The 23,164-nt window shown below is 72.8% G+C and carries 21 protein-coding genes; 10 read left to right on the top strand and 11 right to left on the bottom strand.

The features are described from left to right. Positions 1 to 87: 87 nt before the first annotated feature. The 3 genes from ACIRJT_RS23665 (at position 88) to ACIRJT_RS23655 (ending at position 4,387) form a co-directional block, all read left to right on the top strand. Positions 88 to 870: an ABC transporter ATP-binding protein gene (locus tag ACIRJT_RS23665; RefSeq protein WP_403912220.1), complete on the top strand. Its 783-nt coding sequence runs from the start codon at positions 88 to 90 to the stop codon at positions 868 to 870. Further along, on the top strand, positions 867 to 3,728 hold the full coding sequence (locus tag ACIRJT_RS23660) for an FtsX-like permease family protein (protein WP_403912217.1): 2,862 nt from the start codon (positions 867 to 869) through the stop codon (positions 3,726 to 3,728). The genes ACIRJT_RS23665 and ACIRJT_RS23660 overlap by 4 nt, the downstream gene beginning before the upstream one ends. Positions 3,729 to 3,838: 110 nt before the next feature. Continuing rightward, positions 3,839 to 4,387 (top strand): bacterial proteasome activator family protein, encoded by a 549-nt coding sequence (locus ACIRJT_RS23655; RefSeq protein ID WP_026290403.1) that lies wholly within the window; start codon positions 3,839 to 3,841, stop codon positions 4,385 to 4,387. A gap of 183 nt (positions 4,388 to 4,570) precedes the next feature. Here ACIRJT_RS23655 and ACIRJT_RS23650 read toward each other — a convergent pair whose 3' ends face one another. The 7 genes from ACIRJT_RS23650 to pdhA form a co-directional block, all read right to left on the bottom strand. Continuing rightward, complete coding sequence (locus ACIRJT_RS23650; protein ID WP_403912214.1) at positions 4,571 to 5,563, bottom strand: NAD(P)H-quinone oxidoreductase; 993 nt, start codon at positions 5,561 to 5,563, stop codon at positions 4,571 to 4,573. Positions 5,564 to 5,594: 31 nt separating this feature from the next. After that, positions 5,595 to 6,731, bottom strand: a complete 1,137-nt coding sequence (locus tag ACIRJT_RS23645; protein WP_403912213.1) for a potassium channel family protein — start codon at positions 6,729 to 6,731, stop codon at positions 5,595 to 5,597. After that, positions 6,689 to 8,272 (bottom strand): molybdopterin molybdotransferase MoeA, encoded by a 1,584-nt coding sequence (locus ACIRJT_RS23640; RefSeq protein WP_403912210.1) that lies wholly within the window; start codon positions 8,270 to 8,272, stop codon positions 6,689 to 6,691. The genes ACIRJT_RS23645 and ACIRJT_RS23640 overlap by 43 nt, the downstream gene beginning before the upstream one ends. Further along, positions 8,269 to 9,180: a DUF6457 domain-containing protein gene (locus ACIRJT_RS23635; protein ID WP_403912207.1), complete on the bottom strand. Its 912-nt coding sequence runs from the start codon at positions 9,178 to 9,180 to the stop codon at positions 8,269 to 8,271. The genes ACIRJT_RS23640 and ACIRJT_RS23635 overlap by 4 nt, the downstream gene beginning before the upstream one ends. Before the next feature lie 99 nt (positions 9,181 to 9,279). Beyond that, positions 9,280 to 10,803: a dihydrolipoamide acetyltransferase family protein gene (locus tag ACIRJT_RS23630; protein ID WP_403912204.1), complete on the bottom strand. Its 1,524-nt coding sequence runs from the start codon at positions 10,801 to 10,803 to the stop codon at positions 9,280 to 9,282. After that, entirely contained in the window at positions 10,803 to 11,834 is a 1,032-nt protein-coding gene (locus ACIRJT_RS23625; RefSeq protein WP_403912201.1) for an alpha-ketoacid dehydrogenase subunit beta, read from the bottom strand. The genes ACIRJT_RS23630 and ACIRJT_RS23625 overlap by 1 nt, the downstream gene beginning before the upstream one ends. Then, on the bottom strand, positions 11,831 to 12,991 hold the full coding sequence (gene pdhA, locus ACIRJT_RS23620) for a pyruvate dehydrogenase (acetyl-transferring) E1 component subunit alpha (protein ID WP_403912198.1): 1,161 nt from the start codon (positions 12,989 to 12,991) through the stop codon (positions 11,831 to 11,833). Before pdhA ends, ACIRJT_RS23625 begins: the two co-directional genes overlap by 4 nt. Positions 12,992 to 13,231: 240 nt before the next feature. On the opposite strand from pdhA, the gene ACIRJT_RS23615 reads away from it, so the two are divergent. Then, entirely contained in the window at positions 13,232 to 13,831 is a 600-nt protein-coding gene (locus ACIRJT_RS23615) for an Lrp/AsnC family transcriptional regulator (RefSeq protein ID WP_403912649.1), read from the top strand. A 15-nt stretch (positions 13,832 to 13,846) separates the two neighbouring features. Here ACIRJT_RS23615 and ACIRJT_RS23610 read toward each other — a convergent pair whose 3' ends face one another. Next, positions 13,847 to 14,443, bottom strand: coding sequence for a TetR/AcrR family transcriptional regulator (locus ACIRJT_RS23610; RefSeq protein WP_371624589.1), 597 nt, complete (start codon positions 14,441 to 14,443; stop codon positions 13,847 to 13,849). Between the two features lie 156 nt (positions 14,444 to 14,599). On the opposite strand from ACIRJT_RS23610, the gene paaN reads away from it, so the two are divergent. Further along, the gene (gene paaN, locus ACIRJT_RS23605) at positions 14,600 to 16,300 is read left to right on the top strand and encodes a phenylacetic acid degradation protein PaaN (protein WP_403912195.1); all 1,701 of its coding nucleotides are present in this window, start codon (positions 14,600 to 14,602) and stop codon (positions 16,298 to 16,300) included. Here the strand turns inward: paaN and ACIRJT_RS23600 are convergent, their stop codons facing one another. From ACIRJT_RS23600 to ACIRJT_RS23590, 3 genes are read right to left on the bottom strand one after another with little or no spacing between them, the layout of a single operon-like run. Continuing rightward, positions 16,301 to 17,065: a TrmH family RNA methyltransferase gene (locus tag ACIRJT_RS23600; protein WP_403912192.1), complete on the bottom strand. Its 765-nt coding sequence runs from the start codon at positions 17,063 to 17,065 to the stop codon at positions 16,301 to 16,303. Further along, complete coding sequence (locus tag ACIRJT_RS23595; RefSeq protein WP_403912190.1) at positions 17,062 to 18,450, bottom strand: HTTM domain-containing protein; 1,389 nt, start codon at positions 18,448 to 18,450, stop codon at positions 17,062 to 17,064. Before ACIRJT_RS23595 ends, ACIRJT_RS23600 begins: the two co-directional genes overlap by 4 nt. After that, positions 18,447 to 19,268: a DUF5819 family protein gene (locus ACIRJT_RS23590; protein WP_403912646.1), complete on the bottom strand. Its 822-nt coding sequence runs from the start codon at positions 19,266 to 19,268 to the stop codon at positions 18,447 to 18,449. The genes ACIRJT_RS23595 and ACIRJT_RS23590 overlap by 4 nt, the downstream gene beginning before the upstream one ends. A gap of 115 nt (positions 19,269 to 19,383) precedes the next feature. On the opposite strand from ACIRJT_RS23590, the gene paaA reads away from it, so the two are divergent. From paaA to ACIRJT_RS23565, 5 genes are read left to right on the top strand one after another with little or no spacing between them, the layout of a single operon-like run. Continuing rightward, on the top strand, positions 19,384 to 20,463 hold the full coding sequence (paaA, locus tag ACIRJT_RS23585) for a 1,2-phenylacetyl-CoA epoxidase subunit PaaA (protein ID WP_403912187.1): 1,080 nt from the start codon (positions 19,384 to 19,386) through the stop codon (positions 20,461 to 20,463). Next, complete coding sequence (gene paaB / locus ACIRJT_RS23580) at positions 20,460 to 20,750, top strand: 1,2-phenylacetyl-CoA epoxidase subunit PaaB (protein WP_007447213.1); 291 nt, start codon at positions 20,460 to 20,462, stop codon at positions 20,748 to 20,750. Before paaA ends, paaB begins: the two co-directional genes overlap by 4 nt. Then, positions 20,747 to 21,463: a 1,2-phenylacetyl-CoA epoxidase subunit PaaC gene (gene paaC / locus ACIRJT_RS23575; RefSeq protein WP_403912184.1), complete on the top strand. Its 717-nt coding sequence runs from the start codon at positions 20,747 to 20,749 to the stop codon at positions 21,461 to 21,463. Before paaB ends, paaC begins: the two co-directional genes overlap by 4 nt. Continuing rightward, positions 21,457 to 21,954, top strand: coding sequence for a 1,2-phenylacetyl-CoA epoxidase subunit PaaD (gene paaD / locus ACIRJT_RS23570; protein ID WP_403912181.1), 498 nt, complete (start codon positions 21,457 to 21,459; stop codon positions 21,952 to 21,954). The genes paaC and paaD overlap by 7 nt, the downstream gene beginning before the upstream one ends. Beyond that, positions 21,955 to 23,013, top strand: coding sequence for a 2Fe-2S iron-sulfur cluster-binding protein (locus tag ACIRJT_RS23565; RefSeq protein WP_403912178.1), 1,059 nt, complete (start codon positions 21,955 to 21,957; stop codon positions 23,011 to 23,013). It abuts the gene before it with no gap. Positions 23,014 to 23,164: the final 151 nt, after the last annotated feature.

Genomic DNA, 23,164 nt, shown 5'->3' with positions numbered 1-23,164 from the left:
GCGCCCGTCCCGGCACCGCCGCCCACATCCCCGTCGGCGGCGCCGCCCTACCCGACGCACGTCGTTCCCAGGGGGGAACCACCCACCATGCCCTCGTACGCCACACCCCCGCCCCCGCCGTCCTCCGGGACGCCCGGCGGCAGCCCCGTACTCGAACTGCGGTCGCTGACCCGTACCCATGGCTCCGGCATCGCCGAGGTGCACGCCCTGCGGGGGATCCAGCTCGCCGTGCACCCGGGCGAGCTGGTCGCCGTGATGGGCCCCTCCGGCTCCGGCAAGTCCACCCTGCTGACCCTGGCCGGCGGGCTCGACACCGCCACCAGCGGCCAGGTCGTCATCGAGGGCCAGGACATCGCCGCCCTCGGCCCCAAGGGGATGGCCGCCCTGCGCCGCCGCAGCGTCGGCTACGTCTTCCAGGACTACAACCTCATCCCCGCCCTGACCGCCGCCGAGAACATCGCGCTGCCCCGCGAACTCGACGGCGTCTCCGTGCGCAAGGCACGCAAGGAGGCCATCGCCGCGCTGGCCGAGCTGAAACTGGAGGAGATCGCCGACCGCTTCCCCGACGAGATGTCCGGCGGCCAGCAGCAGCGCGTCGCCATCGCCCGGGCCCTCGTCGGCGACCGGCGCCTCGTCCTCGCCGACGAGCCGACCGGAGCGCTCGACTCCGAGACCGGCGAGGCCGTCCTCGCCCTGCTGCGCACCCGCTGCGACCAGGGCGCGGCCGGCGTGATGGTGACCCATGAGCCCCGGTACGCGGCCTGGGCCGACCGGGTCGTGTTCCTCCGGGACGGCTCGATCGTCGACCAGACGCTGACCACCGGGGCCGACTCCCTGCTCTCCGCCGGAACCGCCGAGGCCGCCACGTGAACCCGCTCCCCGGCTGGCGAGCCGCCTTCCGCATAGCCCGGCGCGACGCCGTACGGGCCAAGGGCCGCAGCGCCCTGGTCGTCGCGATGATCGCCCTGCCGGTCCTCGGCGTGACCGCCGCCGACCTCACCTACCGCAGCGCCCTGCCCACCAAGGCCGAGGAACTGACCGGTGAACTGGGGGCGGCCGACGCCCGGTTCTCGGCCACGGGCATGGGACCGGTGAAGCTCCAGCAGATGCCCGACGGCGTCAACTGGGGCACGCCCGAGGGCGCCCCGGACCCGACCCCGGAGGAGCAGGAGAAGCCGGTCGCCGTGACCGCGACCTTCCCCGAGGGCTCGCGGTATCTCACCGAGCGGACCGTGCCCGCGTCGGTGACCACCCGCCACGGCATCGCCGACACCCAGATCACCGAACTGCGCGTCGCCGACCCGATGCTGCGCGGCCGGATCGAGCTGACCGACGGGGCCTACCCCCGGGCCGAGAACGAGATCGCCGCGACCGAGAAGTTCATCGAGTCGGCCGGACTGTCCATCGGCGACCGCGTCACCGTACGCGGCCCCGACCGGTCCTACACGCTCACCGGCGCGGTCGAACTCCCCGCCGACCTGCGGGCGGACTTCCTGTACGCGGTACCCGGCTCCGTCATCGCCCCGTGGCAGAAGACCGCCGACCGCGACAAGAACATCCTGCCGCCCCAGGCGAGCGACCCGGACTGGCTGGTCCAGGGCCCGCCCGGTGCGGGCGTGACCTGGCAGGACATCCTCGCCGCCAACGACAGGGGCGTGGTGGTCGTCTCCCGCCAGGTCGCCCTGGATCCGCCGCCGGACTCCGAGGTCCCGATGGCCGGGACGAGCCTGGCGTACGACACGGACACGGAGCTGAGCGCGGCGGTCCTCACGGTGGCCGCCATGGCGGTCCTGGAGATCGTGCTGCTGGCCGGTCCCGCGTTCGCCGTGGGCGCCCGTCGTTCGCGCCGGCAGCTCGGCCTGGTCGGCTCGTGCGGCGGCAGCCGCGGCCAGGTCCGGGCCGTGGTGCTCGCCGGTGGCGCGGTCCTCGGCGCGGTCGGCGCGGTGGCCGGGGTCGGTGCCGGATTCGGCCTGACCGCCCTGTTCCGCCCGATGATCGAGGACTACACGGGCAGCCGCTTCGGCGAACTGACCGTACGCCCCTGGGAGATCCTCGGCATCGCCGCGCTCGGCCTGGTCACCGGCGTCCTCGCCGCCCTCGCCCCGGCGATCGTCGCGGGCCGCCAGTCCGTCCTGGAGTCGCTCACCGGCCGGCGCGGCACTCGCCGCGGCTCCCGGGTGCTGCCCGTCGTCGGCGTCATCGCGCTGGTGGCCGGCGTCGCCGTCGCCGTCTACGGCGGGGTGAACGGCGACACCAACTTCGTGGCCGGCGGTTCCGTCCTGGCCGAGCTGGGCGTCCTCGGCTGCATCCCGGTGATCGTCGGCCTCCTCGGCCGGCTCGGTCGGCGGCTCCCCTTGACGCCCCGCATCGCCCTGCGCGACGCGGCCCGCAACCGGGGCCGCACCGCGCCCGCCGTCGCCGCCGTGATGGCGGCCGTCGCGGGCAGCGTCGCCATCGCCACGTACACCAGCAGCAACGCCGCCGAGCAGGCGTACGACTACAAGCCCAACCTGACCCCGGGCACCGTCGCGCTGATGGCCGCCGACTCCGGCGACAACGCCGAACTGCCCAGCTCCCGGGCCGCCGTCGAGCAGAACTTCCCGGTCAGCGGCGCACGCGCCGACATCAGCCGGGTCTGGGCCGGCAGCGACTGCACGATCTATTACGACGACGAGTACGGCTGCGGCACCCTCGAACTCGTCAAGCCCACCGGCAAGGGCCACTCCTGCCCGCTGAAGGGCAAGGGGGCGAAGGAACTCGCCCTGCGGATCTCGGCCGACGAGCACAAGCGGCTGATGAACTCCCCGGCCTGCATGGACGAGCACTACACGATGGTCGCGTTCGGCACCGGCGGCGACAAGATCGTCGTCGGCGGCGCGGACGTGCTCGACTCGTACGTGAAGCTGGAGGACCCGGCGGCGGCGAAGGCCCTGTCCGAGGGCACGCCCGTCCTGCTGAACCCGGCGTACGCGAAGAACGGCGAGGTCACCCTGAAGGCCACCCACGCCTACAGCGACCACGACAAGAAGAACCGGGCCCTGCACCCCGGCAAGGCCCGCGTCACCACCGACCGGCTGAAGGTTTACGTCGCGCCGGACCGCTACGCGGCGACGCCGGGCATCCGGATGGTCATGCCGGAGAAGACCGCGGAACGGCTCGGCCTGCACGTCGAGGAGTACGGCAGCTTCTACACGCTCAACCGCGATGCCACGGAGGCCGAGAGCCAGGCGACCCACGCCGCGTTCGCTCAGGCCGGGAACCGCGCGTACCTGATGACGGCGAACGAGACGTTCCGCAGGCACGACGACACCGACACGGTCCTGCTGCTCCTCGCCCTCTTCGCCGGGGTGGTGACCCTGGGCGCGGCGGCCATCACGACCGGTCTGTCCAAGGCCGACGCGGAGGCGGACCTCACCACGCTCAGCGCGGTGGGCGCGCCCCCGGGCGTACGGCGTTCGCTGTCCGGCTTCCAGTGCCTGGTCGTCGCCCTGACCGGGGTGCTCCTGGGAACGGCGGCGGGGCTCGTGCCCGCGGTGGCCCTGCGGCTGACCGACCTGCGCGCGGCGCTGGCGGACATGCGGGAGGACCCGATGGAGTCGGCCTACACGCCGATCGTGATGCCGTGGGAGACCATCGGGCTACTGGCCCTGGTCGTCCCGGTGCTCGCCGGACTGCTGGCCGCCGGCCTCACCAGCTCCCGGCTGACCCTGGCCCGGCGCGCGGGGTGACGAGGCCTTCCGGCGCTCCCGGAAGGCTTCCGGTGCCCCCGAAGGCGGTGGATCTTCCGCTTTCGGGGGCACCAACATGGGGTACGGCACGTGTGCGAGACAATGGCGGCATGGAAATGCCGAGGAATGACCGGTCGCAGGAGCACCCGCAGGTCCTTGTCGTGGGCCAGGACGGAATGGCTATCGGCGGCGGTGCCAGTGACGACGAGTCGCGCGAGGTCCCGGTGACGGAAATGGTGGAACAGCCCGCGAAGGTCATGCGCATCGGCAGCATGATCAAGCAACTCCTGGAGGAGGTCAGGGCGGCCCCTCTCGACGAGGCGAGCCGGGTGAGGCTCAAGGAGATCCACGCCAGCTCCGTGAAGGAGCTGGAGGACGGCCTGGCGCCCGAGCTGGTCGAGGAGCTGGAGCGGCTCTCGCTGCCGTTCACCGAGGAGTCGGTGCCCTCCGAGGCCGAGCTGCGGATCGCCCAGGCACAGCTCGTGGGCTGGCTGGAGGGCCTCTTCCACGGCATCCAGACGGCGCTGTTCGCTCAGCAGATGGCGGCCCGCGCCCAGCTGGAGCAGATGCGCCGCGCCCTGCCGCCCGGCACGGGACACGAGGACGAGGAAGGCGGCGCGGACCCGCACGGCCCGATCCGCTCGGGCCCGTATCTGTAACCTTCCCGCCCCTCCCGTCTCCCGTCCCTCCCGTCACCCCTGTCCCCCTGTATCCGCCTCCTGAAGTCCGAGGACCGACCGAGTGGGGCCCGGCACACACCACGGTGTGTGCTGGGCCCCTCGTCGTCCGCGCGACGGGGTACGGGTACGCGTCAGGACGTCGTCCGCGTGGCCGGGTACGGGTCAGGCACCGGCCGACGGCGCGACCAGCAGCACCTTGCCGATGTGCGCGCTGGACTCCAGGACCCGGTGCGCCTCGGCGGCGTCCGCCATCGGCAGCGCCCGGTCCACCACCGGCCGGACCACCCCGCCCTCGATCAGCGGCCACACGTGCTCGCGTACGGCGGCGACGATGGCGGCCTTCTCGTGGAGCGGGCGGCCCCGCAGGGAGGTCGCGGTGACGGCGGCCCGCTTGGTCAGCAGGGCGCCGAGGTTCAGCTCGCCCTTGGCCCCGCCCTGGAGCCCGATGATCGCGAGGCGGCCGTTGACGGCGAGCGCCGTGACGTTCCGGTCCAGGTACTTGGCGCCGACGAGGTCAAGGATGACGTCGGCCCCCGACCCGGCGGTGTTCTCCCGCAGCTCCTCGACGAAGTCCTGCTCGCGGTAGTTGATGAGGATCTCCGCCCCCAGCTCGGCGCACCGGGCGAGCTTCTCCGGGCTGCCCGCCGTGACCGCGACCCGGGCGCCGACCGCCTTCGCCAGCTGGATCGCCATCGTGCCGATGCCGCTGGAGCCGCCGTGCACCAGGAAGGTCTCACCGGGGCGGAGGTGGGACACCATGAAGACGTTGGACCACACCGTCGCGGTGACCTCGGGGAGCGCCGCGGCCTCCACCAGGTCGACGCCCTCCGGTACGGGGAGGAGCTGCCCCGCCGGCACGGCGACCTTCTCCGCGTAACCGCCGCCCGAGAGCAGCGCGCACACGGCGTCGCCGACCGCCCAGCCGGTCACCCCGGGACCGAGGGCGAGGATACGGCCCGCGCACTCCAGGCCGGGGTAGGGGGACGCGCCGGGCGGCGGGTTGTAGAAGCCCTGCCGCTGGAGCACGTCCGCACGGTTCACAGCGCTGGCGACGACCTCGACGAGGACCTCTCCGTCGCCGGGTACGGGATCGGGCACCTCGGCCCACACGAGCGCCTCGGGGCCGCCGGGTTCGGGAATCGTGATCGCATGCATGGCCGCGAGGCTACTCCGGCACGGCGCGTGATCAGGGGCGCGGCGGCATCGAGTTGCCCGGCACGGAGGCGGAGCTGGGGCTCTTCCGCACGATGGTGATGACCCGGTCCGTCAGCTGCAACGGGCTGGCCGCCGGATCGTCGTAGCCGAGCAGCCGGTGCCCGCGCAGGACGCTGACGACGAGGTCGTCCGTCTCCCGTACGTTCTTGCCCACCTCGGCCTTTATGACCGGCCGTTCCACCAGGTCGAGGCCGCTGCCCTGCTGGATCAGGTCCTCCATCACGGTGCCCGCGCTAGGGCTGAGGACGGAGAGGCCGAGCAGCCGGCCGGCGGCACTGGCGCTGGTGATGACGGCGTCGGCGCCGGACTGCCGCAGCAGGGGCGCGTTCTCCTCCTCGCGCACCGCCGCCACGATCTTCGCCCCACGGTTCAGCTGACGCGCGGTCAGGGCCACCAGGACGGCGGTGTCGTCGCGCTGGGTGGCGATGATGATCTGGCGCGCCTTCTGGAGCTCGGCGCGCAGCAGGACATCGCTGCGGGTGGCATCGCCGAGCACGCCGGTGAAGCCCTCGGCGTTGGCGGCCTCGATCACCTTGGAGGCCGGATCGACGACGACGATCTGGTCCTTCCTCAGGCCGGTGGTGCAGAGAGTCAGGATCGCCGAGCGGCCCTTCGTACCGAAGCCGACGACGACGGTGTGGTCACGCAAGTTGGATCTCCAACGCTTCAGCCGGAAGTCCTCGCGGGTCCGTTCCGTGAGGACTTCGAGGGTGGTGCCGACCAGGATGATCAGGAAGAGCACGCGCAGCGGTGTCACGAGCACCACGTTGATCAGCCTGGCCCCGTCGCTGTACGGGGTGATGTCCCCGTACCCGGTGGTGGAGAGGGTGACCGTCGCGTAGTAGACCGCGTCGAGCAGATCGACCTTGCCGTCGGCGTTGTCGTTGTAGCCGCCGCGGTCGAGCCAGACGATCAGCACGGTCGCGGTCAGCACGAGCAGCGCCATCAGCAGGCGCTTTCCGACCTGGCGGGCCGGGCCGTCGACGACTCGGCGGGGCAGCATCACCCGGGTCGGCACGACCACTTCTTCGGCTCGCCTGGCCATCGCATCGTGGCCGGGAAGTTTCACGTGAAACACCCTTCCGTCCACGGCGTCGCCGGGGCCCATGGGAGATCCAGAATCTCCACCTCGGTGCCGGACCGTACCCCGCCCGGCGGCACTACGGCCAGCCCGTCCGCCGCGGCGATACCCCGCAGCATCGCGGGCCCGTTGAAGCGCAGCGGTGCGACATGGTCCCGCGCGCCCGCACGGCCCGCGCGGTGGACCACGGGGACCAGGCGGGTGTCGTGCGGATGCCCGTGGACCTCGGCGTGGACGAGAGCCCGGTACGCGTCCTGGGCGGGGCGGCCCGCGATCCCCGCGAGCAACGGCTCCGCGAGCGTCAACAGACCCGATACGGCCGCGAGCGGGTTGCCGGGCAGCCCGACCAGATACGGCCCGTCCGGCGGGCCCGACGGCTGTCCCTGCGACTGTCCTGAAGCCGGCAGCCGTGCCAGCAGCATGGGGTGGCCGGGGCGGACCGCGACCCCGTCCACCAGGAGTTCGGCCCCGAGAGCGTCAAGGACCGGGTGCACATGGTCGACCGGACCGGAGGCGGTGCCGCCGGTGGTGACGATGAGGTCGGCGTCGGAGCCGCTGAGGGCGTCGCGCAGGGCTCCCGCGTCGTCCCCTAGGCGGCGGGGCCCGGAGACCTCGGCGCCCAGGGCCCGCAGCCACGGGCCGAGCATGGGGCCGAGGGCGTCCCGGATGAGCCCGTCGTGCGGCAGGCCGGAGGCGAGCAGTTCGTCGCCGAGGACGAGGATGTCGACGCGCGGACGGGGCACGGCGGGCAGCGCGTCGTACCCGGCGGCGGCGGCGAGACCGAGCACGGCCGGGGTCACGACCGTCCCGGCCGGGACGAGCTGCTCGCCCGAGCGGCACTCCTGGCCCCGGGGTCTGATGTCCTGCCCGGCGGCCACCGGCCGCCTGGCGTGCAGCAGCCCCTTGGCCTCGTCGGCGTGCGCGTGCTCGCTGCGGATGACCGCCGTGGTGTCGGGCGGGACGCGGGCGCCGGTCGCGATCCGTACGGCGGTGCCGTCGGGCAGCGCGGCGGCCGGGCCACGTCCGGCGAGGAGGCCCGCCCCGTCCCCGAACGCCCAGGGCCCCGGCCCGGCGACCGCCCAGCCGTCCATGGCCGAGGTGTCGAAGGACGGCAGATCGGTGAGCGCTCCGAGCGCCTCGGCCAGCACGTGGCCCAGCGCGCGGTCGAGCGGCAACCGGATCGTCGCGAGCGGACCGGCCCGCCCGGCCCGCGCCGCGACCGCCCGCGCCCGGTCCCAGGAGAGGGACGGGGACGGGGACGGGGACGGGTACGGGGGAAGTGGCGGGTGTGGGGCTCCGGTCGGGGTGCCGCCGCCCGGGGCAGCGCTGTTGGCTCTGTTGGCGCTGTTCGGGGTGGCGTGGGGGCTGTCGCTGGGGGCGTCGTTCGCGTCGCCGCGCGGGTCGCCCGCGGAGGCGTCCCACCTGCGGTCGGGGTCCCTGCCCGGACCAGGTCGCGCCCCGCCGACCAGGGCGAGCGCCTGCTCGACGGCCCGCTCCGCCTCCGCACGTGCGAGGTCGTCCGGGTCATGGCGGGAGCGACCGGGGCCGACCGGGTCGGAGCCGGTCATGGCGCCCCGGTCCCTTCGCGCCCCGCGTCGGGCTTCGTCTCCACGTTGTTCGTCCCCGCGTTCGCTTCCGCTTCCCAGCGCAGAGCCAGGGCGGTGGCCTTGCGAGCGGCCTCCGCGACCGCTGCCGCGGCCTCGTCGGGCCCCGCGCCCGCGCCCGCCCTGGCCGCCGCGTACCCGACCAGGAAGGTCGTGAGCGGTGCGGCGGGGCGGGCGACTCCGTGCGCGGCGTCCCGGGCGAGATCGAGCAGGACACCGGTATCGACGTCGAGTTCGATTCCCAGTTCGTTCTTGACCGAGGTGATCCATTCGTCCAGCACGGCCCCATGCTCCCTGATCCGGGCTCTGGCGGCGGCGATGTCGTCCCAAGTGTCGCAGTCGAACGCGGCGTCGGGGCCCGCGTCGACCCGGGCGAGATCGAGCTCCGCCGTCAGGAGTCGGAGCGGCAGCCCGGCGAGGCTCCCGTACTCGGTGGCGATCAGGGCCAGCTCCCGGCGGAGCGGCTCGGCGCGGTAGGCGGCCACCAACGGCTGGTCACGCCCGTCGGGGTCGGCGCACAGGGCCCCTTCCCGGCCGGGCTGTCCGGCGGCGGCGAGCAGCGCGTCGACCGTCCCCGGGCCGAGGAACGGAAGGTCGGCGGAGAGGACGAGAACACGCTCCGCCGTCGTCAGCCGCATCCCCGCCCCCAACGCCGCCAACGGACCGCCGCCCTCGGGCACTTCCCGGGTCCAGAGCACCGGCCTGGCGGTGGCGCGACGACCGCCCACCACCACGGTGAGCGCCGCGCCGTCGCACGCCGCGAGCACCCGGTCGAGCAGCGCCCGGCCACCCACCCGGATCCCTGGCTTGTCGGCGCCGCCGAGCCGCTTCGCGGCCCCGCCGGCAAGGACGATCACGTCATAGGCGGTCATACGTCGAGTATGGGCGGCGGCCCGGAGCGACGCCCCCGCCGGGGTGGCCGGAAGACCCGGTCCCGGAGGGGCGCGTCCGGCAGGACACCGGCTCCTCGGCTACAGGGTGCGCAGCAGCACCGCCGGCTGCTCCACGCAGTCCGCCACATACCGGAGGAAGCCGCCCGCCGTTCCGCCGTCGCACACCCGGTGGTCGAAGGTGAGGGACAGCTGGACGACCTGACGTACGGCCAGTTCGCCCCGGTGCACCCACGGCTTGGGCATGATCCGGCCGACGCCGAGCATCGCCGCTTCCGGGTGGTTGATGATCGGCGTCGAACCGTCGACCCCGAACACCCCGTAGTTGTTCAGCGTGAACGTGCCCCCGGTCAGCTGGGACGGGCTCAGCTTCCCGGTCCGCGCCAGCTCGGTCAGCCGGGCGATCTCGGCCCCGATGGACTCGACGTCACGGGTGTGGGCGTCCCGGACGACCGGAACGACGAGGCCCCGCTCGGTCTGGGCCGCGAACCCGAGGTGCACGCCGGGCAGCCGGACGATCTCCCGGGCCCCCGTGTCCACGGTGGAGTTGAGCTCGGGGAACCGGCGCAGCGCCGCCGTGCAGATCCTCGCCAGCAGGGCCAGGACCGACACCTTCGGCCCGGCTGACGGGCCCGTGGCGGCGTTCATCGCGGCCCTGACCGCCATCAGCTCGGTGGCGTCGGCGTCGACCCAGCAAGTGGCGTCCGGGATCTCGGTCCGGCTCCGCGACAGCTTGTCCGCGACCGCTCCGCGCACCCCGCGCAGCGGAATCCGCTCGGCGGCCGGGGCAGCCGAGGCGTCGGGAGCCTCAGGTGCCCGGTCCGGTGCCCGGACCGTACGCGTCCTCGCCGCCGCGGTCTCCTCAGCCGTGGCTTCCTCCGCCTGCCGGATCGCGCCATCGACATCGGCGCGAAGGATCAGCCCGTCCGGCCCCGAACCCGCGAGCCGCCGCAGGTCGATGTCGTGCTGCCGGGCCAGCCGGCGCACCAGCGGAGAGACCACCGGCACGGGCCCCTGCCCGTTCACCACACCCACAGCACCGGTCGCGGGAGCGCCGGGAGCGGTCGCGGTGCCAGCGGTCACGGGAGCCGTCACGGACGCCGCCGGGGCGAGCACGAGCGCGTCGGCCACCGGGGCGTCGGACACCGGGGCCTGGACGACCGTCCGGTCGAGCCGGTCCGGCCGGATGCGCCGACGCCTCGCGGCGGGTGCGCCCGTCCCGTACCCCACGAGCACGTTCCCCGAGCCGCCCGAGGGCTCCGTGGAGGAGGCGGCGGAGGAGGAGGAGGAGGAGGCGGAGGAGGAGGCGGAGGATTCGGCGGACGACGGGGACGCCCCGGAGAGATCGAGCCCCTCCGGAGCCCCGACGGCGACCGTCAGCAACGGTGCGCCGACGGGAAGTTCCGTGCCCTCCTCGCCGAACCGCGCGGTCACCACGCCCCCGTAGGGACAGGGCACCTCCACCATGGCCTTGGCCGTCTCGACCTCGACGACGGGCTGGTCGATGGCGACGACCTCGCCGACCTCCACCAGCCAGCGGACGATCTCCGCCTCGGTCAGTCCCTCACCGAGGTCCGGCAGCTTGAATTCGAGCACCCTGGGCATCAGCTGTCCGCCTCCCACTGCAACCGGGCCACCGCGTCGAGCACCCGGTCCACTCCCGGCAGATGGTGCCGCTCCAGCATGGGCGGCGGATAGGGGATGTCGAACCCGGCCACCCGCAGCACCGGAGCCTCCAGGTGGTGGAAGCACCGCTCGGTGATCCGGGCCGCGATCTCACCGCCGGGCCCGCCGAATCCGGGGGACTCATGGACGACGACCGCCCGCCCGGTGCGCCGCACCGACGCGGCCACCGTCTCGTCGTCGAACGGCACCAGCGAGCGCAGGTCCACCACTTCGAGGTCCCAGCCCTCGGCGACCGCCGCCTCGGCGGCCTCCAGGCAGACCGGCAGGGAGGGCCCGTACGTGATCAGCGTGGCGCTGCGTCCGGAGCGGCGCACCACGGCCCTGCCGATCGGCTCGACCGGGGCGGGGGCCTCGGGCGACCAGTCGGCCTTGGACCAGTACAGCCGCTTGGGCTCCAGGAAGATCACCGGATCGTCCGAGGCGATCGACTCCCGCAGCAGCCCGTACGCGTCGTCGACCGTGGCCGGCGTGACGACGTGCAGACCGGGGGTGGCCATGTAGTACGCCTCGGAGGAGTCGCTGTGGTGCTCGACCCCGCCGATACCGCCGCCGTACGGCACCCGCACGGTGATGGGCAGCGGCATGGCCCCGCCGGTGCGGTTGCGCATCTTGGCGACATGGCTCATCAGCTGCTCGAACGCCGGGTAGGCGAACGCGTCGAACTGCATCTCCACCACGGGCCGCAGCCCGTACATCGCCATGCCGACGGCCGCGCCGAGGATGCCCGCCTCGGCCAGCGGGGTGTCGGTGCAGCGGTCGTCGCCGAACTCCTTCGCCAGCCCGTCGGTGATCCGGAAGACCCCGCCGAGCGTGCCCACGTCCTCACCGAGCACGTGCACGGTGGGGTCCTCGGCCATCGAGTCGCGGAGCGCGCGCCCGAGGGCCTGCGCCATCGTGGCCGGTTTCGCCTTCGTCCGACGTCCGTCGGCCGTCACTGCCGCGGTCGTCATCGTCCCGCCTCCGCGCTGTCCTCGTCGTGGTCCAACTCGGCGTCCAGCTCGGCCCGCAGGGCGGCCGCCTGCTCCCGGAGCTGGCTGGTCTGCTCGGCGTAGACATGGGTGAACAGGTCCATCGGGGCCAGCTCCGGATCGGCGTTCATCCGGTCGCGCAGGGCGGCGGCCATGCGTTCCGCGGCCTCCTTCGCCTGCTCGATGCCCTCGTCGTCCAGCAGCCCGCGCCCCGTCAGCTCACGCTCCAGCAGCCGCACCGGGTCGTGCGCCTTCCACGCCTCGACCTCGCCGTCGACCCGGTAGCGGGTGGCGTCGTCGGCGTTCGTGTGGGCTTCCATGCGGTAGGTGACCGCCTCGACCAGGGTCGGGCCCTCGCCGCGCCGGGCCCGGGCCACGGCCTCGCTCAGCACCTGGTGCACCGCGGCGGCGTCGTTGCCGTCGACGAGGCGGCCCGGCATCCCGTATCCGACGGCCTTGTGGGCGAGGGACGGGGCGGCGGTCTGCTTGGCCAGCGGCACGGAGATCGCGAAGCCGTTGTTCTGGACGAAGAAGACGACCGGGGCCTTCCAGACGGCCGCGAAGTTCAGCGCCTCGTGGAAGTCGCCCTCGCTGGTGCCGCCGTCGCCGACCATGGCGAGCGCCACCACGTCGTCGCCCTTGAGCCGGGCGGCGTGCGCCAGCCCCACGGCATGCGGGAGCTGAGTGGCCAGGGGAGTGCACAGCGGGGCGATCCGGTGCTCGCGCGGGTCGTAACCGGTGTGCCGGTCACCGCGCAGCAGGGTCAGGGCCTCCACCGGGTCCAGGCCGCGCGCGACAGCGGCCAGCGTGTCGCGGTAGCTGGGGAACAGCCAGTCGCGCTCCTCCAGGACCAGGGCCGCGGCGATCTCGCACGCCTCCTGGCCGGTGCTCGACGGGTAGACCGCCAGCCGACCCTGCTTCGTCAGTGCGGTCGCCTGGGCGTTGTAGCGGCGCCCGCGGACCAGCTCGGCGTGCAGTCGGAGCAACAGCTCCGGGTCGACGTCGGCGACCGCGTCCGTACCGAGCACCCGGTAGGGCTCCGGGTCCGGGAGCAGCGGGGCGGGGTCGGTGATCGGCTTCCAGGCCGGGGGCGGCGTGGGCCGGTAGGCGGCCGCGCCGGGCAGCTCTTGGACCGTCATGAGAAGCACCTCCTGGCATCGAGGGGGATCGAGGGGTGGTCGATCGGGGGTGTCGATAGGGAGCGAGATGTCGAGCGGTGGGCGGGGCACGGGTGTGGTGTGCCTCACCTACCGATTGTTCGGTCGCGGGGGCATTTTGGCTACAGGTGCCGCCAGCCTGTGGACAAACGGTTCTCCACAGCCTGGGATAGGAACAGGTCGTCCACAACAGGGAGGCGCGGGCAGATGGCAGCTGAACAAATGGCCGACAGGGGCGAGGAGTCGCGCCAGGCCGCACCCGCGGCCGCACCACCGACCGCGCCCGCCGTCACGTCGCCCACCGCACCCGCGTCCGCATCCCCGGGCCCGGCGGCGGAGCCTCCGGTTCCGCCCGCGCGGCCGCTGGACGCCATCGACCGCGACATCCTCCGCATCCTCCAGACGGACGGGCGCGCCTCGATACGGTCCGTGGCCGAACGGGTCCACGTCTCGCGCGCCAACGCCTACGCCCGGATCAACCGGCTCGTCGAGGACGGCGTGATCCGCGGCTTCGGCGCCCGGGTCGACCACGAGCGGGCGGGCCAGGGGGCGTCCGCGTACATCACGCTCAAGATCGTGCAGAACTCCTGGCGCACGGTGCGCGAGCAGCTCCAAGCGCTGCCCGGGGCCACACACATCGCCCTGGTCAGCGGTGACTTCGACGTACTGCTCCTCGTGCACACACCGGACAACCGGGCGCTGCGGGAGCTGGTCCTCACCCGGATCCAGTCCATCCCCGAGGTGCTCTCGACGCGCACCCTGCTGGTGTTCGAGGAGACGGACCTCGGCCCGCGCCCGGACCGGCCGGCCGAGCTCGCCTGACCGCGGCGGGCGGGCTCAGCGGCCGTTCGCCCGCATGCCCTCGAAGGCCAGCCGGACGATCGTGTCCGCGAGCTGCTCCTCCCCCGGAAAACCGCCCGGCTGCGGGCGGTACCACTCGACCAGCGAGTTCACCATGCCGAACAGCAGCCGGGTCGCCAGACGTATGTCCACGTCCGCCCGGAGGTCGCCCTCGGCGACCGCGGCCTGGAGCAGCTCCGACACCCGCTGGTCGAACTCGCGACGTCGCTCCAGTGCCCAGCGCTCCGTCTTCGTGTTGCCGCGCACGCGCAGCAGCAGGGTGACGTAGGGGACCTCGGCCATCAGCACGTCGACCGTCCGGCGCGTGACGTACTCGACCCGCTCGACCGCGCGCCCGCGCAGCGCCCCCGGCTCGTCGAGGATGGCGAAGAGCCCGTCGAGCGCCCGGCTCACGGCCCGGCGCAGCAGCTCCTCCTTGCCCGCCACATGGTGGTAGATGGAGGATTTCGAGATGCCGGCCGCCCGGGAGAGGTGCTCCATGGAGGTGCCGTCGTAGCCGCGCTCGTTGAAGACACGGACGGCGACGGTGAGCAGGGTCTCCGGTGTGTACGTGTCCCGCTTGGCCGTGGTCATGTCCGCGATCCTCCCCCATGAGGGATCAGCCCCGCACAGGCGGGGACCGTCGAAGTCGTCCACAGGTTCCCCGGGACCCCTTGTCCCGACCGATCGTTCGGTTACTCTAACTCCGTCCGTACGTCCCCGCCCGGCTCGATGAGGAGTTGGTCCGCCATGGCCGCCGCGCTCACCCCCCAGCAGCTGTCCGAGACCCACCGGCCCACGCTCGACCAGGCCCTCGACGTGATCAGTACCCGCGCGTACTGGTCGCCGCACCCCGAGCACCCGAAGGCGTACGGGGAGGGCGGCGCCCCGGGCAGTCTCGGCGCGGCCGAGGGCAAGGCCGCTTTCGACGCCGTCCTGAACACCCGTCTCGACCTGGGGCAGCCCGGCACCGACGGCTGGACCGGCGGCGAGGTCTCGCCGTACGGCCCGGAGCTCGGCGTCGAGTATCCGCACGCCGACCTGGACGTCCTGCTGCCGGCGATGAAGGCCGGCACGAGCGCGTGGCGGGCGGCGGGACCGGAGATCCGGGCCCTGGTCTGTCTCGAGATCCTGTCGCGGATCGGCGCCCGCACCCACGAGCTGGCCCACGCCGTGATGCACACGAGCGGCCAGGCCTTCATGATGGCGTTCCAGGCGGGCGGCCCGCACGCCCAGGACCGCGGCCTGGAGGCCGTCGCGTACGCCTACCGGGAGCAGGTCCGCACCCCGCACACCGCCGACTGGTCCAAGCCGCAGGGCAAGCGCGATCCGCTGAAGCTGCACAAGTCGTTCATCACGTCCGGCCGCGGCATCGCCCTGCTCATCGGCTGCAACACGTTCCCCACGTGGAACAGCTATCCCGGCCTCTTCGCCTCCCTCGCCACCGGCAACCCGGTGCTGGTCAAGCCGCACCCGCGCGCCGTGCTTCCGCTGGCCCTCACGGTGTCCGTCGCCCGCGAGGTGCTGGGCGAGGCGGGCTTCGACCCGAATCTGGTCGCGCTGGCCGCGGAGCGGCCCGGCGAGGGCATCGCCAAGACCCTCGCGGTCCGCCCCGAGATCCGGATCATCGACTACACCGGCTCCACCGCCTTCGGCGACTGGCTGGAGGAGAACGCCCGCCAGGCCCAGGTCTACACGGAGAAGGCCGGCGTCAACACGATCGTCGTCGACTCCACCGACGACTACCGTGGCATGCTCGCCAACCTGGCGTTCTCGCTCTCGCTGTACAGCGGCCAGATGTGCACCACCCCGCAGAACCTGCTGATTCCCCGGGACGGCATCGCCACCGACGACGGCGCCAAGTCCTACGACGACGTGGTCGCCGACATCGCGGCCGCCGTCACCGGACTGCTCGGCGACGACGCCCGTGCGTCCGCCCTGCTCGGCGCGCTGGTCAACCCGGACGTCAGGGCCCGGGTGGAGGCGGCCGGGGAGCTCGGCGAGGTCGCCCTTCCCTCGCGCACGGTCGCGAACGCCGAATTCCCCGACGCCGTCGTCCGTACGCCGGTCGTCGTGAAGCTCGACGGCAGCAAGACCGACGACGGCGCGGCCTACCTCTCGGAGTGCTTCGGGCCGGTGTCCTTCGCCGTCGCCGTCGAGTCGACGAGCGCCGCCCTGGACCTGCTCCGCCGGACGATCCGCGACAAGGGGGCGATGACGGTCGGCGCCTACACCACGTCCCCCGAGGTGGAGCGCGCCATCGAGGACGTCTGCCTGGACGAGTCCGCCCAGCTCTCGCTGAATCTGACCGGTGGGGTCTACGTCAACCAGACCGCGGCCTTCTCCGACTTCCACGGTTCCGGAGGCAACCCCGCCGCCAACGCGGCGCTCTGCGACGGAGCCTTCGTCGCCAACCGCTTCCGCGTGGTGGAGGTGCGCCGCCAGGCGTGACTAGAGGGTCTCCCGCGGGTCCGGGACATCGGCGTGCCGCTGCACCCACGCGTGCATCGCGATGGCGGCGGCGGCGCCGGCGTTGATGGACCGGGTCGAACCGAACTGCGCGATCGAGCACACCATGGTGGCGTGCTCACGCGCTTCCTCGGTCAGGCCCGGCCCCTCCTGCCCGAACAGCAGGACGCACCGGCGCGGCAGCTCGGTGCGCTCCAGCGGTACGGCTCCGGGCAGGTTGTCGATCCCGATGATCGGCAGCCCCTCGGCCGCCGCCCACGCGGTCAGGTCCGCCGTGTCGGGGTGGTGGCGCACATGCTGGTAGCGGTCGGTGACCATGGCCCCGCGCCGGTTCCAGCGCCGCCGGCCCACGATGTGGATCTCCTTGGCCAGGAAGGCGTTGGCGGTCCGCACCACCGAGCCGATGTTGAAGTCGTGGCCCCAGTTCTCCACGGCCACGTGGAAGTCGTGCCGCCGCAGGTCGAGATCGGCGACGATCGCCTCCCGCGTCCAGTAGCGGTACGCGTCACCGACGTTGCGCCGGTCGCCCTGGGCCAGCAGCTCGGGGTCGTAGCGCTCGCCCTGGGGCCAGGGCAGCGGGTGCGGCCCGACACCGATCGGCTGGCCGTAGCCGTCGTCGTACTGGAGGGGTTCCGCCGGGTGGGGCTCCGTGGGGACGGGCCCCTCCGGGGCGGCGGTCGGCCGGGCGGGGTCCGAGGGGCGGTCCGCCGCCGGGGTCTGCTGGGTTCTGCCGGTCTCACTGCTCACCCGACGAGCGTATGGCCCCCGCCGCCGCCCTGGAGCCGGGGCTCCTCCGCACCGCCCCGGCCGGCCTCCACCGGCCCGGCCTCCGCCGGGTCCGCGGCCTCGTGCGCGACGTCGGGCGTTCCGGGCTTCCCCGGCGTACGCGACCGGCCGGGCAGCCCGGAGAGCAGCCGCCGCCCGCCGATCGTGGTGCGGGCTCCCAGCCACATCAGGAAGGCCGTCGGCAGGAACACCGCGTCGGCCGCGATCATCGCCATGGAGAAGAACGGCAGCCCCAGCAGCAGGGCGATCCCCGCGTGCTCGCAGATCATCACGACCAGCAGGACGTTCTTGACCCGCCGGTTGAACAGCGTGAACGGAAAGGCGACCTGCACGATGACCGTGCCGTACGTCAGCACCATCACCATCAGCCCGCTGGCGCCCAGGATGTCCGACAGGGCGGGCCACGGGGTGAAGTAGTCGAGATTGAGGGGGTAGTAGAGCGCGGTGCCGTCCTGCCAGCGCGATCCCTGGATCTTGTACCAGCCGGCGGTCGCGTAGATCAGACAGACCTCGACCATGATCACGACGAGCGTGGCGTTGTGCGCGAGGTTGGCCAGCACATCGAGCAGGGTGCGGGGCTCGCCGTGCGGCAGATAGCGGTTCACGACCCACCAGGCGGCTGCGGAGAGCCAGATCGTCCACAGCAGAGCGGGGAGCCACCAGGTGCCGCCGAGTCCGCCCATCGACGTGGCCGCCACGAGGACGCAGCCGAGGAGCACCCAGAGCACCGGGCCCACGATGTCCCGCGGGGGCGGCAGGCCGACCGCGGCACGCTGCGCGGCGCGCGCCGCACGCCGGGCGTCCAGCGACCAGACCTGGGCACAGCGCGTCAGCACCAGGTAGATCGCCATGAGGTGGACGACGTTGTCGCCGCCGTCGCCCATGAAGATGCTGCGGTTCTGCACCGAGAGCACGCCGACCATGAAGAGGACGGACATGGTCCGGGTCCGCCACCCGAGCAGCAGGGCCGCGGCGGAGAGCAGCGTGAGGGCGTACACGGCCTCGAACCAGACCGTGCTGTCCGTCCACATCAGGACGGAGAAGGCCTCGTTGCCGTTCGTGAGCTGGCGGGCCAGGTCCCAGTGCCACGGGCCGTCCGGGCCGTACAGCTCATGGCGGTTCGGCAGCTCGCGCAGCAGGAAGAAGAGGTAGGTGGCGGCGAAACCGATGCGGACGACGGCGCTCTGGTACGGGCCGAGGGCATAGGCCGTGACGCGCTGGAGAGCACGGGCCGGGCCGCCGCCGGGACCGCCGGAACCGGGTGCGGCCGGGCGGAGGACCGCGGGCTGCGTACCCGCGTTCCGCGGGGCTGCTTTCTGTGGGCCGGTGGGCGAGGGGATGGTCACTGGTTCTCCTCCACGCCGTGCGCCGTGTCCCGGTCCTGGTCCGCGTCATGCTCGGGAAGATCGTCCGGGGTCACCGTCCACCAGGGGAGCACGCGGTGGACGGGCCGGGTGTTGATCTTCTCGTTGCTCCACGGGGGCGGGGCGATGGAGCTGGTGGCGGAGCGGAGCTGGATGCGTTCGATCGTGCCGCCGTAGTCGCGCTCGCTCAGCCGCAGCATCGCGATGCGCCGAACGTAGCGCTCGGAGAGGTCCCCGCGCAGACCGACGGGGCGGTTCTCGCTGTCGTGGGAATTGACGTAGAAGTCCCAGCCCCGGCGCAGCTCGTTCTGGTCGACATGGCTGGGGAAAAGGCTGCCGCGTATCCCTTTGCCGTCCTCGTACGTCAGGTTCATCCACCTGGTCGTGCGGCGGCCTTCGGTCCCCACCACTTCGGCCCGCACATGGACGGCGACGTTCTGCTGGAGCGGGTTGGGCGCGAAGAGCTTCCAGTTCTGCTCGAACTCCGGGTAGATCCAGCTGTCGATCGTCTTGTCGTGCTGTTTGGACAGCGTGTTGGGCGGGGCGACGTGCAGGAACACCATGGCCACCTGTGTGCAGGCGAGCAGCCCGATCAGGGACAGCGCCAGAGCCGCGACCACCTGGTAGGGAAAGGAGAGCCCGGCTATGCCCCGGCCGGTGACCGAGGGTTCCGGTGTCGGGGGCGGGGGCGTCGGCGCTATGGCTTCGGGGGTGTCCTGCGCTGCGGACGGCCGGTACGACGCCTGCGGCCAAGCATCCTTCCCCCCGCCCGCAGAGCTCCTGTCGTGGTCCGAATCCATCCCGCCCCGCTCACCGTCGATCACCACTCAGTTATCCACAGGGTTGACACCCTACGGGCCTCCGACTCACCATTGAAGTCAAGGAACCGAACGATCGGTCGGTAGGGAGCCCGGGATGGCGGCAGTGACTGCGGACCAGACGACGCAGAAGAGGCTCGGCACGGAGAACGCGGCGGACGAGGCGGACGCGAACCGCGTCGCGGCCTTCGACGCGGCCGTGGCGGCGGACGAGCGGATCGAGCCGCGCGACTGGATGCCCGACGCCTACCGGGCGACGCTGGTCCGCCAGATGGCCCAGCACGCCCACTCGGAGATCATCGGCATGCAGCCCGAAGCCAACTGGATCACCCGGGCGCCCTCGTTGCGCCGCAAGGCGATCCTCATGGCCAAGGTGCAGGACGAGGCGGGCCACGGCCTGTATCTCTACAGCGCCGCCGAGACCCTGGGCACCAGCCGGGAGGAGCTGCTCGACAAGCTCCACGCGGGCCGTCAGCGCTATTCGTCGATCTTCAACTACCCCACGCTGACCTGGGCCGACGTCGGCGCGATCGGCTGGCTGGTGGACGGAGCGGCGATCACCAACCAGGTGCCCCTCTGTCGTTGCTCCTACGGCCCCTACGCCCGTGCGATGGTCCGCATCTGCAAGGAGGAGTCCTTCCACCAGCGCCAGGGGTACGAGCTGCTGCTCGCCCTCAGCCGCGGCACCGAGGCCCAGCACGCCATGGCCCAGGACGCGGTGAATCGCTGGTGGTGGCCCTCCTTGATGATGTTCGGCCCGCCCGACGACGCCTCGTCGCACTCCGAGCAGTCGATGGCCTGGAAGATCAAGCGGCACTCCAACGACGAGCTGCGGCGGCGCTTCGTGGACATCTGCGTGCCCCAGGCCGAAGCGCTGGGCCTGGAACTCCCCGACCCCGGCATCCGGTGGAACGAGGAGCTCGGTCGGCACGACTTCGGCGCGATCGACTGGGCGGAGTTCCAGGCGGTCCTCAAGGGCAACGGCCCCTGCAACGAACAGCGGATCACCCAGCGGCGCAGGGCCCATGAGGAGGGCGCCTGGGTCCGGGACGCGGCGGCCGCGTACGCCGCCAAGCACGCCCCGGCGCAGCCGTCGCCCCGGACATCGGCACAGGCACAGGCATCGGCTCCGGCACAGCACAGCGCGCCGGCGCACCACGTGGAGGAGACGGCATGAGCAGCTCGACCGACTGGCCCCTGTGGGAGGTGTTCGTGCGCTCGCGCCGCGGGCTGTCCCACACCCATGCGGGCAGCCTGCACGCGCCGGACGCCGAGATGGCCCTGCGCAACGCCCGTGATCTCTACACCCGCCGCTCGGAAGGCGTCTCGATCTGGGTGGTCCCGTCCACCGGGATCACCGCCTCCTCCCCCGACGAGAAGGACTCCTTCTTCGAGCCGGCCGGCGACAAGCCCTACCGCCACCCGACCTTCTACGAGATCCCGGACGGGGTGAAGCACCTGTGAGCGCCGCACTCGCCCTCGGCGACGACGCGCTGGTGCTCTCGCACCGGCTGGGGGAGTGGGCCGGCCACGCCCCCGTCCTGGAGGAGGAGGTGGCCCTCGCCAACATCGCCCTGGACCTGCTGGGACAGGCCCGGGTGCTGCTCTCGCTCGTCGGCGACGAGGACGAGCTCGCCTACCTCCGCGAGGAGCGGGCCTTCCGCAACCTCCAGCTGGTCGAGCAGCCGAACGGGGACTTCGCGCACACCATCGCCCGGCAGCTCTACTTCTCGGTCTACCAGCACCTGCTGTACGAACGACTGGCGGCCGGGGAGAGCGAGTTCACGGGCCTCGCGGCCAAGGCCGTCAAGGAAGTGGCCTACCACCGCGACCACGCCGAGCAGTGGGTCCTGAGGCTCGGCGACGGCACCGAGGAGAGCCGCGACCGGATGCGGAGCGGCCTGGACGCGCTGTGGCGGTTCACCGGGGAGATGTTCCAGCCGGTCGAAGGGCTCGACTCCCCGGACTCCGGTGTCGACTGGCAGGCCCTGGAGGCCGGTTGGCTCGCCGCCGTCACCGATGTCGTCGGGCGGGCCGGGCTGGCCCTTCCGGCGGGCCCGCGGTCCGGGGGCTGGGCGGCCGGCGCGGGGCGGCAGGGCCTGCACACCGAGCCGTTCGGCCGCATGATCGCCGAGATGCAGCACCTGCACCGCAGCCACCCGGGGGCGTCATGGTGACCGACACCCGGCTGGAGGCGGAGCTGCGCGACCTCGCCGGCTCCGTGCCCGACCCCGAACTGCCGGTGCTGTCCCTGGCGGAGCTCGGCGTCCTGCGGGACGTGCGGGTGGACGGGCCGGGCCGGGTGACCGTGCGGCTCACTCCGACCTACACCGGCTGCCCGGCGATCGAGGCGATGTCCGCCGACATCGAGCGGGTGCTGCACGACCACGGCATCCCGGAGGTCTCCGTGGTCACGGTCCTGGCGCCGGCCTGGTCGACGGACGACATCAGCGCCGAAGGGCGCCGCAAGCTCGCCGAGTTCGGTATCGCCCCGCCGCGCGCCCACAGCGCCGAAGGCGGCCCCGTGCCGCTGACGCTCTCGGTGCGCTGCCCGCACTGCGGCTCCACGGACACGGAGCTGCTCAGCCGGTTCTCCTCCACGGCGTGCAAGGCCCTGCGCCGCTGCGTCGCCTGCCGCGAACCGTTCGACCACTTCAAGGAGTTGTAGATGTTCCATCCGCTCCGGGTCAGCGCGATCGAACGGATCACGGACGACGCGGTGGCCGTGACGCTCGCCGTGCCGACCGAGCTGCGCGAGACCTTCCGCCACACCCCCGGCCAGCATCTGAACGTGCGCTACACCGTGGACGGCCAGGAGATCCGCCGTTCGTACTCGATCTGCGCACCGGCCACCGAACAGCCCGGCGAACCGCTCCTGCGGGTGGGCATCCGCATGGTCGACGGCGGGGCGTTCTCCACGTACGCCCTGAAGGAGCTGGCCGTCGGGGACCTGGTGGAGGCCATGCCTCCGATGGGCCGCTTCGTCCTGAAGCCGCGTCCCGGTCTGTTCGCGGCGGTGGTCGGCGGCAGCGGCATCACCCCGGTGCTGTCCATGGCGGCCACCCTGCTCGACCGGGAGCCGACGGCCCGGTTCTGCCTGATCCGCAGTGACCGCACGGCGGCCTCGACGATGTTCCTCGACGAGGTGGCCGACCTCAAGGACCGGTATCCGGACCGCTTCCACCTGGTCACCGCACTCTCCCGGGAGGAGCAGTCGGCCGGGCTCCCCTCCGGGCGGCTGGACGCCGAACGGCTCACCGGGCTGCTGCCCGCCGTGCTTCCGGTGGCCGAGGTGGACGGCTGGTTCCTGTGCGGGCCGCTCGGCCTCGTACGGGGCACGGAGGAGGCCTTGAAGGCGCTCGGCGTCGACCGCTCCCGGGTCCACCAGGAGATCTTCCACGTCGACGAGGGCCCCACCGACGCAACGGTCGTCAAGGTCGCCGCCCCGTCCGACGCCGTGCTGACGGCCACGCTCCACGGCCGCTCGGGCAGCTGGCCCGTGCAGGACACCGAATCCCTGCTGGAGACGGTGCTGCGAAGCCGCTCGGACGCTCCGTACGCCTGCAAGGGAGGGGTGTGCGGGACCTGCCGGGCGTTCCTCGTCTCGGGCGAGGTCCGGATGGACCGCAACTTCGCGCTGGAACCGGAGGAGACCGGCGCGGGCTTCGTGCTGGCCTGCCAGTCGCATCCGCTCACGCCGGAGGTCGAGCTGGACTTCGACCGCTGAGACCGCTGAGACCGCCGCGGCCACCGACGCCGCAGAGGCCGCCGAGGCCGCCGCAGCCATGAACAGCGCGGAGGTACCGGCAGAGGCCCGCGCCTCCGCGCTGTTCCCTTCCTGTAGAACCTGTTCTATCTTGACGACCCGTCAGGGCGTG

Source organism: Streptomyces sp. NPDC102283, assembly GCF_044766265.1.
Lineage (GTDB): Bacteria > Actinomycetota > Actinomycetes > Streptomycetales > Streptomycetaceae > Streptomyces.
Note: the sequence above shows the minus strand (reverse complement) of the source record. Positions and strands in the feature narration are given on the sequence as shown.